The organism is Lentzea guizhouensis, from assembly GCF_001701025.1.
GTDB classification, from domain to species: Bacteria; Actinomycetota; Actinomycetes; order Mycobacteriales; family Pseudonocardiaceae; genus Lentzea; species Lentzea guizhouensis.
The window spans coordinates 5,997,515-6,010,494 of record NZ_CP016793.1 but is presented as its reverse complement, the minus strand read 5'-3'; the positions used below and the strand labels follow the sequence as shown (position 1 = coordinate 6,010,494).

Sequence of the window (12,980 nt, the reverse complement as noted above, 5' to 3'; positions counted from 1 at the left end):
GGCTACCGCGCCAAGCTCCGCCACCCCACCCCCGCCGACCCGACCGCCCAAGCCGAGCTCCCCACCTGCTCGGTCAGCTTCCTGGTCCCCGGCGACCTCGCCTACGTCCACACCGACGCCGTCAACCGCGACGAGGCCACCGCCCTCGCCGTCTGGGCCTTCCGCGCAGCGACCCAAACCGGCACCGACACCGACACGGTCGACGTCGGCGGCACCCCCACCACCGCAACCGACCTGACCGCCGTCACCGACCTCCTCGACCAACTCCTCCTCGACGGCGCCACCAACGCGAGCGAGGTCCTCGACGCCGCCTGGCAACGCCTCCACCGCGACCTCACCACCCAACGCCTCCACTGGCCGGCCGCCGTCATCACCGACCTCCTCGCCCAACTCACCGCCTACCGCACCCGCAACGCCGACTACGACGCCACCCGCTTCGCCGCCCTCCTCACCGAACTCCACGCCCGCACCACCTCCACCGCCCCCCCGAGCCGAAACCCTCGGCTACGACGAACCAGCCGAATCCCAACTCCGCCGCATCCGCCTCACCGCCCTGGGCGCCCGCCTCCGCACCCCCACCACCGCCGACGTCTACTTCGCCTCAGGCGACGTGGTCCTCGTCCAACGCGACACCCCTCTCCGCACCGCAACCCTCCTGGCCGCCTCCAACGTCGTCTCGGAATCAGCCACCCGCAACGCCAGCCGCGCCGTAACCCTCAAAACCAGCCGGGTCGCCAAAACCTCCATCACCCCGGTCGGCACCGCCTGGACCCACCTCCCACCCCACCTGACCGTCAACGACTACCCCGCCACCGCCGCCCACCTGGCGGCCCTCCCACCCCGTCAGGTCCGCGCCCGTGTCGAAGCCGAACTGGTCCGCGCAATCCACCTCACCGAAATCTCCGACCTCGCCTACGACCCCGCCGCCCAACGCCTCACCGCCACCCTCCACAACCCAACGGGCACCTGCACCCTCGAAGCCACCCACCGCGCCATCGCCCCCCACTCCCTCGACGCCCTGGCCACCGCCCTGGCCAACGCCCCCACCACCATCACCGGCACCATCCGCCGCCACCGCGGCACCCTCCTCATCACCCCACTGGCCGTCCACACCTCCACCGGCGTAGTCGTCCCCGACCTCACCACCGACACAACCCCACAACCCCTCCCCCCAACCCACACCACCTCCGACCCCCTCACCACAGCCATCGACACCGCCCTGACCGTCCTCTCCGAATCCGCCCACCGCGGCCTGGACCACCTCACCCCCAGCCTCCTCACCCGCACCCGCGAGGTCGCCACCCACCTCCACCACCTGGGCCTGCGCACCACAGCAACCCACCTCACCGCCTTCGCCGACACCCCCACCACCCAAACCTGGCTCACCGCCCACCTCCGCCTCCTCGTCACGGCCGACACACGCTGACCTCACGCCCCACCCCCAGCCCGACCGCCAGAACCGCCGCACGCTCACCCGACGGGACAAACCCGGCGCCCCCTCCCGCGTTTCCTCATTGCGGGCGCGAATGGGGAGTGGTTCGTGCCGCGTATCAGACGACCCCAGGCGTGGATCAGGACGAGCTTCACTCGTTCGAGTGAGAGACGGCCGGGCATCGGCGGTCGGCACGCGGCAGCAACCAGGCACGGCCGTGTTCGCGGGCAGGGCAGGGGCGGGCAGCGCTGGGGACAGAGCAGCGGGCCTGGGTCACGCGCGGCACCCGGCAGAAACGGCGCGCGGAGCAGGCTCAGCGAACGCGGTTGACGCCGGAACGTACAGCAGAGGCACCGCCCACAGCCGACTGAACGGGCTCAGCGGACCGAGCGGGCTCCGCAAGCGCGGAGGCACAGCGAATCCGGCCGATCCGAGCGACACAGCCGCCCCAGCGGGATCAGCGAACGGCACTAGGCCGCGCCCACCACCCCAGCCGGGCTCACCACCCCAGCCGGGCCCACCACCATTCCCCACAACCGCCGCTGTCGGATCAACCCGTTGCGCCAGAACAAAATCCGCCCGAGCCTGACGCAAGAGGCACACAGCCTGGTCGCCAGCGCTCATGGGCTCGGGTCGGTGCGGTACCGCAACGGAGCGGTCATGCGGGCCTTCCACGGAGCCAGAGGCGTCCCCGGAGTCAGTTGAGCAGTTCCCAGCCCCGACGTGTCAGGCGGTGGCGGACGGAGCGCCCGTTGCGGTGGGTCGACACGAACCCGGCAGTCCGCAACGCCGTCGCGTGCTGCGAGGCAGTCGGCAGGCTGATGCCCACGTGCTTGGCGAGTTCGGTGGTGGTGCGCTCCGAGGTCAGCGCACGCAGCACCAGCGTGCGGGTGCGACCGAGAGCCAACTCGAGCGACGCGCCGCTCGGTTGCGGTGTGGCGACCGGGTAGAACAACAACGGCTGCGGTTCGGCGAACATCGAGACGGCCGGGCGGGTGAGGCCGTGCAGGACCGGGACGATGAGCATGCCGGTGCCGCGCAGGGAGATCTCGGTGTCCCAGGCCAGTTCGACGTGCAGGGCCGGGGCGGTCCAGGAGATCGACGGGTGCAGGTTGCCGAGCAGGTCGCCGAGGCCTCCGGTGACGGCTTGGCTGGAGCGCAGGCGGACCTCGGCGTCGAAGGCCTGGCGGGTTTCCGACCAGTTGTGCTCGATGAGGTCGCGGAAGCCGGCGTTCAGGGCGGTGCGCAGGTCCTGGCGGGAGGTCGGGGTGCCGGCGGCGAACGAGCGCAGCCACGGTGAGGTGGTGCCGAGCATGTTCGCGATCTGGTCGCGCACGCGGGTGGCGGGCACGTCGAGGACCTGGCGGACGGCCTCGTCGAAGTCGGTGCGCGCGGAGTTGAAGAAGTCCGGGATGAAGCGTCCCGGGCGGACCAGTTCGGCGAGGGGGCGGATCTGGGGTAGCAGCAGGCGGTCCCAGTTGCCGCTGTGCACCGTGAACACCAGCTCGTACATCGGCAGCGGCGCCGATGCGAAGCGGGTTCGGGCCAGATCTTCCAACTCGAAGAGAATCGTGAGTCCGCGTCCCCTGGGCGCGGATTCGGACAACACAATCGGCATTTGGCTCCCCCCGGAGTGCAACCACTTCCGACGGTACGCACATTTTGTTGTCCGGTCTCACTGTTGTTCCGCTGTACAACGATCGGTGGACAAACCTAGACGAGCGGGCCGTCCTGCTCGGTGAGCTTCAGCAGCAGGTCACGGGTGCTTTCGCGGTGTTCACGGGTCTCCTGGCCGCGCCACAGCAGATCGCTGAGCGTCACCCCGTCGAGTGCACGGGAAATGAGATCGGCGCGCTGCGGGTGCAACCCGTCTGAATCGGTTTGCCGGCGCCAGCGGTCCGCGGCCGTGTCGATGCGCTGCTGCACCTCGGGAACGCCGAGCAGCGCCGTTACGACGGACGGGTGAGCCCACAGATCGTCTTCTTCTTCGGCGAACGTCGCCCGGATGTGCGCGCGCGTCCAGCGTCCCGGGGTGCCCTCGGGTTCGAGGAGGCTCTCGACGGCGGCGTCGTAGTGCTCGAACCACTCGTCGATGAGGCCGGCGAGCAACGCCTGCTTGGTGCGGAAGTGGTGCAGCAGGCCGCCCTTGGACACGCCCGCTTCCTTCGCGACGGCGTCGAGGCTGACGTTCGGGCCGTTCGCGACCAACGCGCGCGCGGCCGCGTCAAGGACCTCGCGACGCGTACGAGGGGCGTTGCGCTGCTCTCCGGGCATGGTGATCAACCTATCGTTTGCTTAGCCGACCGTCCAGACGGTACGTTAGATTAACAGACCAAGTGGTCGGCAAAGGGAGGCGTCATGCGCAAGTGGGCGGCACTGGGTGTGCTCGCGCTCGCGTTGTTGTTGATCGCCGTCGACGGCACGGTGCTGGCTTTGGCGTTGCCCGCGTTGCAGCAGGACCTGGCGCCGTCGGCGGCGGAGGTGCTGTGGATCGGCGACGTCTACTCGTTCGTGCTCGGCGGCCTGCTCGTCACGATGGGCACGCTGGGCGATCGGATCGGCCGCAAGAAACTGCTGCTCATCGGCGCTTTCGGCTTCGGGGCCGCGTCGTTGGTGGCCGCGTTCGCGCCGTCGGCGGGGTGGTTGGTCGTGGCGCGGGCGCTGCTGGGCGTGGCGGGCGCGACGATCATGCCGTCGACGCTGTCGATCATCCGGAACATGTTCACCGACCCGGCGCAGCGCACGAAGGCGGTCGCGGTGTGGGCCGGGATGGCGACCGCGGGTGCGGCGATGGGGCCGTTGGTCGGTGGGGTGCTGCTGGAGCACTTCTGGTGGGGTTCGGTGTTCATCATCAACCTGCCGGTGATGGTGGTCTTGCTGGTCTTCGGCTACATCTGGCTGCCGGAGTCGCGTGACCCGGAGCCGGGGCCGTTCGACCTGGTCTCCGCCGCGCTGTCCGCGGTCGGCGTGGTGCCGCTGGTGTACGCGGTCAAGGAGGTCGCGCTGGGCGGGACGTCGTGGACGGCGCTGGTCGCCGCGGTGGTCGGTGTGGCGGGGCTGTGGCTGTTCGTGCGGCGCCAGCAGCGGTCCGAGCACCCGATGTTCGACGTGGGGCTGTTCCGCAAGCCGGCGTTCTCCGGTGCTGTGGGGGCGACGGTGATCGCGGTGTTCGCCATGACCGGGCTGGTGTTCTTCCTGTCGCAGTACTTCCAGAACGTGCTGGGCTACTCGCCGCTGGAGGCCGGGCTGCGGGAGCTGCCGCTCGGGATCGCCGGGCTGGTGGTGATCGCGTTCATCGGGCCGGTGGTGCGCCGGCTGGGGCGTGGGCGGGCGATCGCGCTGGGTCTGCTGGTGAGCGCGGGCGGGCTGGTGCTGATCGGGATCTCGGCGGTCTACGCGTCGATCGCGGTGGCGTTGGTGGTCATCGGCGGCGGCGTGGGGCTGGCGTTGACGCTCACGACGGACGCGGTGGTGTCGGCGGTGCCCGCGGACAAGGCGGGTGCGGCGTCGGCGGTGTCGGAGACGGCCTACGAGCTCGGCGCGGCGATGGGGATCGCGGTCCTCGGAACGGTGCTGTCGGCGTGGGCGGTGTCGGGGACGTTCACCGAGGCGGTGCAGGGCACGGCGCTGGTGGCGGCGGCGCTGGTCGCTGTAGCGGCGTGGGTGGCTTTCCGGCTCATTCCCGCCGGGACGGCCGTGGCGAAGACGGAGGTCTAGCGCGGCCAGCGTTCGTGGTGGTCGTCGATGCGGAACGGGTGCGCGTGCCGCCATCCTCCCCCGGCGAGCACCGCGTCGCACAGGTGGTGGTGGTCCGGCTCGAGGTCGTCGTGGACGTGCTCGACGACCTCGGGATCGGACGTCGGCCACAGCCGGACTGCGGCCACGGTGGCGGCCGCGGTGACCACGCCGAGCACGATGAAGGCCGCGGTGGCGCCGGCCGCGCTCGCGACCCAACCGGCCAGCGGGTAGCAGACGAGCCAGCAGGCGTGCGAGAGCGCGAAGTCCGCCGCGAACAACGCGGGCCGGTCGGTCTCGTCCGCGGAACGGCGCAGCAGCCGCGCTCCCGGCGTCAGCGCGAAGGAACATCCCGCGCCGATCAGCGCCCACAGCATCAGCACGCCGGTCCAGCTGGTTGCTGCAGCAGTGGTTCCAGCGAACAGCGCGACGGTCAACGTGACGCATGCGCTCAGCACTACAGCGCGATCAGCGACGCGATCAAGCAGCCCCGGTAGCACGAGAGCGGCGGCCAGTGAGCCGATTCCGTTTGCTGCCAACGCGATCGCGACGTCAGGCGCGTCTCGGCCGAGCCCGTCGCGGACGTGGGCGACGGTGTTGACGAGCACCATGGACCCGGCGGCAGCGGCGGCGAGGTGCACGGCGAGCAGGCCGCGCAGCCGTGGCGTGGCGAGGTAGATGCGGATGCCACGGGTCGTGCGGCCTCGTCTGCGCGTGATCGGTCGTGGGCGCGGGAGGAAGACCGAGACCACCAGCACCGCCGAGGCAGCGAACCCGATCGCGGTGCCCACGAAGAGGTGGTTGAAGGTGACGAACGTGAGCAGCGCGGCGGCGATCGTGGGGCTGAGCAGACCTTCCAGGTCGTAGGCGAGGCGCGACAACGTGAGCGCGCGGGTGTAGTCGCGTTCGCCGGGCAGCACGTCCGGGATGGTCGCCTGGAACAGCGGCGTGAACGCGGCAGAAGCCGCCTGCAGCACGAAGATCAGCGCGTGGACCTGCCAGATCTGGTCCACCCACGGCAACGCGACCGCCACCGCCGCGCGCACGAGGTCGAGCGCCACGAGCACCGCACGCCGCGGCAACGCGCCGAGCACCGCGGCCGCGATCGGAGCGACGCCGACGTAAGCCAGCATCTTCACGGCCAGCGCGGTGCCGAGCACGGCGCCCGCGTCCGGTCCGGCCAGGTCGTGGGCGAGCAGTCCGAGCGCGACGGTCGCGAGCCCGGTGCCCGTGAGCGCGACGACCTGCGCGCCGAACAGGTGGCGGTAAGTGCGGTTGCTCAGCACAACGTGCATGTGCCGCAATATATGTGCACATGTGCGCACTCGTCGACCATGCCAATTGGTGGCAACATGCGTTCATGCGCGAGAGCGACCATGTGGCAACAGCGGAGTTCTGGCAACAACTCCCGCCGGGCGAGCACGTCGAGGCCGCCGTCGACGGGTTCCGGATGCTGGCCGACCCGACGCGCCTGCGCATGTTGTGGCTGCTGTGCGGCGACGAGTACGACGTGACGACGCTCGCGGAGAAGGTGGAGATCGCGCGGCCCGCGGTGTCACAGCACCTGGCGAAGCTGCGGATGACCGGTCTGGTGACGGTGCGGCGCGACGGCAGGCGTTCGCTCTACCGGGCGCGCGGCGGGCACGTGCGCAGGCTGCTTGCCGAGGCGGTCAACGCGGCCGACCACCACCTCACCGGGCAGCCCGACCACGACTGAAGCTCAGTTCTCGGCGCGGTTCGCGTCGGCCAGCCGCTCGTGCAACCGCTCCCTGACCTGGTCCGGCGTGTAGGCGGCCCGGCGGCGCTGGTTGCGGGCCACGAGCGCACCACTGGCCGCGACACCGGCGAACGCGGCGATCCCGAGCACCTTCCAGAGCTTCATGTGCCTAGGCTACGTGGTCATGGCGATAACCCTGGACGAAGCCGTCGACCTGACCCGCACCGGTGACGTGTGGGTGTTCCGCGGCCGCAGCGCCGCGGACCGCGCGATCCAGGCCATGACGAACAGCCCGGTCAACCACGTCGGCATGGCCGTGGTGCTCGACGACCTCCCGCCGCTCATGTGGCACGCGGAGCTCGGCAAGTCGCTCAAGGACATGTGGTCGGGCACCCACCACCGCGGCGCCCAGCTCCACGACCTGCGCGACGCCGTGGTGACGTGGCACGACAAGTACGGCCAGCGCGCGTGGCTGCGGCAGCTCGACCACCCCGTGACCCGTGAGATGGAGGACGCGGCCCTGCAGACGATCGCACGCCTGGACGGCACGCCGTTCCCGACCACCGCCCGGCTGGCGTCGCGGTGGGTGCGCGGGCGCGTTCCGTTGCGCGCGAAGGCGGACGCGACGCTGGAGAGCGCTTTTTGCGCGGAGATCGTGGCGGTGACGTACGAGGCGATGGGGTTGCTGCCGAAGCGGCGGCCGAACTGGTACGACCCGGGGAGGTTCTGGAGCGGGGACGACCTGGAGCTGCTGGACGGGGCGAAGCTGGGTGAGGAGATCGCGGTCACCGGGTGAGCGCCGCCCCGACCAGCACCAGCCGCAACGTGCGTTCGGTCGCGTCCGTCAGCAGGCACGCGGCAGTCGCGATGGCCGTGTCGAGCGCGACGGGTGCGGCGATGATGCTGGTGTAGGCGTCGATGCCGACGTCGTGGTTCACGCGGGCGTCGGCGCCGATGGTGCCGGCCATTGCGATGACGGGCTTGCCGTGGCGCTTGGCGCGGCGGGCGACTTCGGCGGGGACCTTGCCGTGCGGGGTCTGGGCGTCGATGGCTCCTTCGGCGGTGATGACGAGGTCGGCGTGCGGGAGGCGGGCGTCGAGGTCGGAGTGGTCGAGGATGACGTCGAAGCGCGGGACGAGGGTGGCGCCGAGGGCGTGCAGGCCGGCGCCGAGGCCTCCTGAGGCGCCGCCGCCGGGGATGGTGTGGACGTCGCCGAGGAGGTTCGCCCAGTTGTCCAGTGCGGCGGCGAGCTGGTCGACCTGGGGTGGGGTGGCGCCCTTCTGGGGGCCGAAGACGCGAGCGACGCCGCGGGGGCCGGTCAGGACGTTGTGCGGGTTGCAGGCCACGGTGATGTCCACCTTGTCCAGACGTGGGTCCACTTCGGACAGGTCGAGGGTGCGGGCGCGGGCGAGAGCGGCGCCACCGCGGGGGATTTCGCGGCCGTGGGCGTCGAGGACGTGGGCGCCGAGTGCTTGCAGCGCGCCCGCGCCGCCGTCGCTGGTGCCGGAGTCGCCGCAGCCGATGAGGACGTGGTCGACGCCGAGGTCGAGGGCGGCCTTGATGAGCTCGCCGACGCCGTAGGTCGTGGTGGTGGTCGGGTCGCGGTGGTCCTTGGGGACCAGGCGGAGGCCCGCGCAGGCGGCCATCTCGACGACGGCGGTGCGCGGGCCGGGGCCGCCGAGCAGGGCGAAGTGGGACGGGACCTGGTCGCCGGTGGGGCCGGTGACCAGTGCCGGGACGAGGGTGCCGCCGGTGGCCTCGGCGAGGGCGGCGGCGGAGCCTTCGCCGCCGTCGACGAGCGGGACCTTGTCGACGACGGCGCCGGGGACGACGCGGTGGATGCCGGCGGCGATCGCGTCGGCGACGGCCACGGCGTCGAGGGACTCCTTGAAACCGCTGGGGGCGACGAGGAAGCGCATCGGGGTTCCTTTCTAGTGCAGTGGGAGGCCGAGGTGCGGCCACAGCTGGGTGGCGCAGGTCCACACGAGCAGTGCGGTGACCGGGGCGAGGACGGCGGAGAGCTTGAGCAGGTCGCGCGGGCGGTAGGCGTGCGAGAACAGGGCGACCGGCTTCGCGGAGGAGGTGAGCGTGTGGCAGAAGCCGGCGGCCGCGGTGGAGGCGAACGCGAGGGCGGCGGGGTTGAGGCCCGCGGCGGCGGCGAGCGGGATGACGATCGGCACCAGGACGGACGAGCGGGCCGAGCGCGACTGGATCACAAGGTGGGCGAGCAGGCTGACGGCGATCACGGTCGGCAGCAGGGCCTCGGTGGTGATGAGGTGGGCGGCGTGGTGGGCGGCGCCGGACTTGACCAGCGCGGTGCCGAGGGCGGTGGTGGCGGCCATGAAGATCAGGAGGTCCCACGGCACGGTGGTGAGGGCGTGCTTGAGGGTGGTGGTGCCGAGGCGCGGGGCGGTGATGGCGACGGCGCCGGCGAGGGCGGGGATCTCGGGCGGAAGGCCGTGCCACGGTTCGGTGAGCCAGAGGGCGGAGACCGTGAGGACGGTGATGAGCGCGGTGAGTTCCGGCTTGGTGAGCGTTGAGCTGCGCAGACTCGCTCCGCGCTGCGACGGTGGCGAGGGAGTGAGTGCGCGGCGCAGGAGCGGCGAGCGGCAGGGCGCGCGGCTCGGGAGCGGCGAGCGGCAAGGTGCGCGGGTCAGGAGTGGCGCGCTCGGGAGTGGCGAGCGGCGAGGTGCGCTGGGCAAGGCCGGAACGCTGCGGGCCGTGCGAGCGGCGAGGGCGGGGATCTCGGGCGGAAGGCCGTGCCACGGTTCGGTGAGCCAGAGGGCGGAGACCGTGAGGACGGTGATGAGCGCGGTGAGTTCCGGCTTGGTGAGCGTTGAGCTGCGCAGACGGGCGAGCGGCCGGAATTGTCGGTGCTGTCTGGGAGAATTGGAAAAGGGGACCCCTTGGAGGGGACCCTCGCTCCGCGCTGCGACGGTGGCGAGTGAGTGCGCGGCGCAGGAGCGGCGAGCGGCAGGCGCGGCTCGGGAGCGCGAGCGGCAAGGTGCGCGGTCAGGAGTGGCGCGCGGCTCGGGAGTGGCGAGCGAGGTGCTGGGCAAGCCGGAACGCTGCGGCCGTGCGAGCGGAAGGCGAGCACGTGTGCTGGCGCGCCGGAACGCTGCGAGGTGCGCGCGACGGGAACGGCGAGCCGCAGCGTGTCCTGGTCAGCGGACCGGCGAGCGGTGTCGCGCGGTCCGCTCGCGTCGTGAACAGCACAGCACGATCTCGGCCGTCACGTGCGCGCTCACCACCGCCAGCGGCAGCCCGAGCAGCAGCCACTGCCCGAACCCCATGCCCTGACCCGTCGCCGACTCCAGCAGTGAGCTCGTGATCAGGTGCGCGCCCGCCCCGACCAGCGTGGCGACGGCCGTCAGCAGGATCACCGACGGGAACAGCACGCCCAGAGCGCGCGTCACCCGGCGGTCCAGCCGTTCCGACAGGGCGCCGAACACCGGCAACGCCAGCGCCGCGCGCCCGGACGTCGACGGCACGAAGAACGCCGTCAGCAACAACGCCACGGCGACCAGGTGGAACAGGCCGCGCACCGAACGGGCCCGGCCGACCAGAGCCGACGCCAGGCGCCCCGGCAGGCCCGACGCGGTCACCCCGCACGCCAGCACGAAGGCCGCGATCAGCAGCCACGTCGTGGAGCCGCCCAGCACCGCCAGGGCCGAAGCCGGCAGCACCCCGAACAGCAGCAGCGCCACCACGGCGGCCACGGCCACGAACGTGTCGTCGAGCGGGGTGCAGACCCACAGCACCACCGCCACCACGAACACCGCCAGCGTCACGATCATGCCGACAACCCTGCCGACCGGCGCTGACCTCAGCGTGAGGCCGAGATGAGAGGACCTTCATCCAGTCACGAGCATCCGTCACACGAGGCGGTAGCCCATCCCCCGCACGGTCTCCACCCGCTCCGCACCGATCTTGCGCCGCAGCGACCGGACGTAGACGTCGACCACGTTGGACCCCGGGTCGAAGTCGTACCCCCACACGTGCGACAGGATCTGCTCGCGCACCAGCACCTGCCCGGGATGGCGCAGGAACAGCTCCAGCAACGCGAACTCCCGCGCGGTCAGGTCCACCGGCCCGGACGGCAGCACGGCCTGCCGGGTGCGCAGGTCCAGCGACAGCGTCCCGGCCGACAGCACCGTCGCCTCGGGCACGCCGGGTGGCCGCAGCCGCAACCGCACGCGCGCCAGCAGCTCCTCGAACCGGAACGGCTTGGTCATGTAGTCGTCGGCACCACCGGACAGGCCGGCCACCGTGTCGTGCACCGAGTCGCGTGCGGTCAGGATGATCACCGGCGTGGCGATCCCCTCCGCGCGCATCGAGCGCAGCACCGTGAAGCCGTCCACGTCGGACAGGCCGAGGTCGAGCACCACCAGGTCGAACGACGCCGCCCACGACAGCGCGTCCGCACCCGACGACACGACCGAGGTCGAGAAACCGTTGGCGCGCAGTCCCTTCTCCACGAACGAGGCGATCCGCTCCTCGTCCTCCACGATCAGGATCCGGCCGGTCATCTGGGCACCTCCACGGTGAACGTCGCTCCCTCGCCCGGCACCGACGCGACCCGCACGCGCCCGTTGTGGGCTTCCGCGATGGCCTTCACGATCGGCAGGCCGAGGCCGGTGGCGCGGGAGAACAGCCGGGACGAGTCCCGCACACCGGAGCCGGAGTCCGCCACCCAGAACGACACCACACCGTCCACAGCGGACCCGAACCGGATCTCGGCGCCGGCGGATGTGTACCGCAGCGCGTTCGACGCCAGCTGCACCACGGCCTGGGTGATGCGCTGCGGGTCCAGCACGGCCTCCCCCTCCGCGATCGAGTCCAGCACCCAGCGCCGGTCGCCCAGCGCACGCAGCTTCGCGTCGATGTCGCTGGTGAGCTCGGGCAGGCTGACCGGTACCGGGCGCAGGAAGTCCGGGCGCTGGGCCTTGGCCAGCAGCAACAGGTCCTCGACCAGCCGCGCCATCCGGTCGAGCTCGTCGGTGCACAGCCGGACGACCTCGGCCCGCTCAAAGGGGTCGTCGCCGAGCAGCTCCAGGTGGCCGCGCACGATCGTGATCGGCGTGCGCAGCTCGTGCGAGGCGTCGTCGAGGAACTCGCGCTGCTCGCGGAACGCCTGCTCCAGCCGGTCCAGCATCGCGTTGAACTGCGAGGCCAGCGCGGCCACGTCGTCACGCCCGGACACGGTGATGCGGCGGGTCAGGTCGTCCTCGGTGATCTGCTCGGCGGCCTGCCGGACCGCGCGCACCGGTGCCAGGATCACCCCCGCCACCAGCCACGCGATCAGCGCGGCGATCAGCAGCCCGATCAGCGACACCACGACCAGCACGCGCACGGTCGAGTCGACCGGGCCGGTCACGCCGTCCTCGAAGTAGCCGGTCACGAACCACACGTCCGTGCCGCCGGCCGTCGCGTGCACCTTCGCCCAGCGGAACGGGCCCGCCGCCGTCGCCGCCACGCCCCACGACCGCGGTGCCGCGACGATGGCGTTCACGACTGAGCGGTCGTGGTCGAGCGGGTGGGTGTGGTCGGCCCGCTGCACGACCACACCGTCGGGCAGCACGGCCAGGTGCAGCTCGAACTCGTCCGGGTACTGCAGCTTCAGGTGCGCCTCGGTCACCGACCGCGCGGTGCCCGAGTGCGTCTCGGCGTAGGTGCTGAACTCGTTGGTCTCCTGTTCGAGCGCCCGGTTCACCCGGTCGTCGACCTCGACGAGCAGCAGCCGCCACACGACCACCACGACGGTCGCGAGCACGAGTGCCATGAGGCCGAGGAGCCAGCACATGATCTTCACGCGTGCGGGCAAGTCAGTCGTCCTCGTCGTCATCGTCGGTGACCGGCGGCGGTGGCGGCAGCACGGCGCCGGGGGTCGACGCCGGCGTGGGGGTGGGCGTGGCGGTCACGGGCGGGGTGGTCGGCGGGGCGGATCGTCCTATCTGGACCTCTGGCGCGCGCACCTGCGGTGGCACCGGCCGCACCACGGTGAGCACGAGCAGCACGGCGGCGACCGCGCACGCCACGCTGAGCACGGCCACGAGGAGCGTGCCCGTGCGTGCGGACGGCAGCATGCGGCCCAGC

At 71.6% G+C, this 12,980-nt stretch carries 14 protein-coding genes; 4 read left to right on the top strand and 10 right to left on the bottom strand.

Translation table 11 applies throughout. The features are described from left to right. The first annotated feature begins 610 nt into the window (after nt 1-610). Complete coding sequence (locus BBK82_RS29435; protein WP_065917901.1) at nt 611-1,426, top strand: hypothetical protein; 816 nt, start codon at nt 611-613, stop codon at nt 1,424-1,426. A gap of 703 nt (nt 1,427-2,129) precedes the next feature. On the opposite strand, the gene BBK82_RS29430 is transcribed toward BBK82_RS29435, so the two are convergent. After that, nucleotides 2,130-2,990: an ArsR/SmtB family transcription factor gene (locus BBK82_RS29430; protein WP_170067983.1), complete on the bottom strand. Its 861-nt coding sequence runs from the start codon at nt 2,988-2,990 to the stop codon at nt 2,130-2,132. A gap of 155 nt (nt 2,991-3,145) precedes the next feature. Further along, a complete protein-coding gene (locus BBK82_RS29425; RefSeq protein ID WP_083268229.1) occupies nt 3,146-3,706 on the bottom strand; it encodes a TetR/AcrR family transcriptional regulator in 561 nt (186 codons plus the stop codon). A gap of 84 nt (nt 3,707-3,790) precedes the next feature. Between BBK82_RS29425 and BBK82_RS29420 the strand changes: the two genes are divergently transcribed. Further along, nucleotides 3,791-5,149 carry an MFS transporter gene (locus BBK82_RS29420; protein WP_065917898.1) on the top strand — a complete coding sequence of 453 codons (1,359 nt, stop codon included), beginning with the start codon at nt 3,791-3,793 and terminating at the stop codon, nt 5,147-5,149. Here the strand turns inward: BBK82_RS29420 and BBK82_RS29415 are convergent. Continuing rightward, a complete protein-coding gene (locus BBK82_RS29415; protein WP_065917897.1) occupies nt 5,146-6,462 on the bottom strand; it encodes an MFS transporter in 1,317 nt (438 codons plus the stop codon). The genes BBK82_RS29420 and BBK82_RS29415 overlap by 4 nt on opposite strands. Nucleotides 6,463-6,527: 65 nt before the next feature. Here BBK82_RS29415 and BBK82_RS29410 point away from each other — a divergent pair, with 65 nt between their 5' ends. Next, entirely contained in the window at nt 6,528-6,884 is a 357-nt protein-coding gene (locus BBK82_RS29410) for an ArsR/SmtB family transcription factor (protein WP_065917896.1), read from the top strand. 3 nt (nt 6,885-6,887) lie between these two features. Here the strand turns inward: BBK82_RS29410 and BBK82_RS51835 are convergent, their stop codons facing one another. Further along, on the bottom strand, nt 6,888-7,049 hold the full coding sequence (locus BBK82_RS51835; RefSeq protein WP_170067982.1) for a hypothetical protein: 162 nt from the start codon (nt 7,047-7,049) through the stop codon (nt 6,888-6,890). A gap of 19 nt (nt 7,050-7,068) precedes the next feature. Between BBK82_RS51835 and BBK82_RS29405 the strand changes: the two genes are divergently transcribed. Next, complete coding sequence (locus tag BBK82_RS29405; protein ID WP_065921444.1) at nt 7,069-7,680, top strand: hypothetical protein; 612 nt, start codon at nt 7,069-7,071, stop codon at nt 7,678-7,680. On the opposite strand, the gene BBK82_RS29400 is transcribed toward BBK82_RS29405, so the two are convergent. The 6 genes from BBK82_RS29400 to BBK82_RS29375 form a co-directional block, all read right to left on the bottom strand. Next, nucleotides 7,670-8,803, bottom strand: coding sequence for a glycerate kinase family protein (locus tag BBK82_RS29400; RefSeq protein ID WP_065917895.1), 1,134 nt, complete (start codon nt 8,801-8,803; stop codon nt 7,670-7,672). The genes BBK82_RS29405 and BBK82_RS29400 overlap by 11 nt on opposite strands. Before the next feature lie 12 nt (nt 8,804-8,815). Then, a complete protein-coding gene (locus BBK82_RS29395; RefSeq protein ID WP_065917894.1) occupies nt 8,816-9,586 on the bottom strand; it encodes an SLC13 family permease in 771 nt (256 codons plus the stop codon). Nucleotides 9,587-10,048: 462 nt separating this feature from the next. Next, nucleotides 10,049-10,681: an SLC13 family permease gene (locus BBK82_RS29390; RefSeq protein ID WP_065917893.1), complete on the bottom strand. Its 633-nt coding sequence runs from the start codon at nt 10,679-10,681 to the stop codon at nt 10,049-10,051. 78 nt (nt 10,682-10,759) lie between these two features. Continuing rightward, complete coding sequence (locus BBK82_RS29385; protein WP_065917892.1) at nt 10,760-11,413, bottom strand: response regulator transcription factor; 654 nt, start codon at nt 11,411-11,413, stop codon at nt 10,760-10,762. After that, the gene (locus tag BBK82_RS29380; RefSeq protein WP_237047643.1) at nt 11,410-12,708 is read right to left on the bottom strand and encodes a sensor histidine kinase; all 1,299 of its coding nucleotides are present in this window, start codon (nt 12,706-12,708) and stop codon (nt 11,410-11,412) included. The genes BBK82_RS29385 and BBK82_RS29380 overlap by 4 nt, the downstream gene beginning before the upstream one ends. 1 nt (nt 12,709) lies before the next feature. Further along, the gene (locus BBK82_RS29375; protein ID WP_065921443.1) at nt 12,710-12,970 is read right to left on the bottom strand and encodes a hypothetical protein; all 261 of its coding nucleotides are present in this window, start codon (nt 12,968-12,970) and stop codon (nt 12,710-12,712) included. Between the last annotated feature and the right edge of the window lie 10 nt (nt 12,971-12,980).

What these genes read in the sequence shown, in the direction of transcription:
- BBK82_RS29415 (WP_065917897.1), bottom strand. Translation starts at nt 6,462, where the DNA reads ATGCACGTTGTGCTGAGCAACCGCACTTACCGCCACCTGTTCGGCGCG.
- BBK82_RS29390 (WP_065917893.1), bottom strand. Translation starts at nt 10,681, where the DNA reads ATGATCGTGACGCTGGCGGTGTTCGTGGTGGCGGTGGTGCTGTGGGTC.
- BBK82_RS29405 (WP_065921444.1), top strand. Translation starts at nt 7,069, where the DNA reads ATGGCGATAACCCTGGACGAAGCCGTCGACCTGACCCGCACCGGTGAC.
- BBK82_RS29425 (WP_083268229.1), bottom strand. Translation starts at nt 3,706, where the DNA reads ATGCCCGGAGAGCAGCGCAACGCCCCTCGTACGCGTCGCGAGGTCCTT.
- BBK82_RS29375 (WP_065921443.1), bottom strand. Translation starts at nt 12,970, where the DNA reads ATGCTGCCGTCCGCACGCACGGGCACGCTCCTCGTGGCCGTGCTCAGC.
- BBK82_RS51835 (WP_170067982.1), bottom strand. Translation starts at nt 7,049, where the DNA reads ATGAAGCTCTGGAAGGTGCTCGGGATCGCCGCGTTCGCCGGTGTCGCG.
- BBK82_RS29420 (WP_065917898.1), top strand. Translation starts at nt 3,791, where the DNA reads ATGCGCAAGTGGGCGGCACTGGGTGTGCTCGCGCTCGCGTTGTTGTTG.
- BBK82_RS29400 (WP_065917895.1), bottom strand. Translation starts at nt 8,803, where the DNA reads ATGCGCTTCCTCGTCGCCCCCAGCGGTTTCAAGGAGTCCCTCGACGCC.
- BBK82_RS29410 (WP_065917896.1), top strand. Translation starts at nt 6,528, where the DNA reads ATGCGCGAGAGCGACCATGTGGCAACAGCGGAGTTCTGGCAACAACTC.
- BBK82_RS29385 (WP_065917892.1), bottom strand. Translation starts at nt 11,413, where the DNA reads ATGACCGGCCGGATCCTGATCGTGGAGGACGAGGAGCGGATCGCCTCG.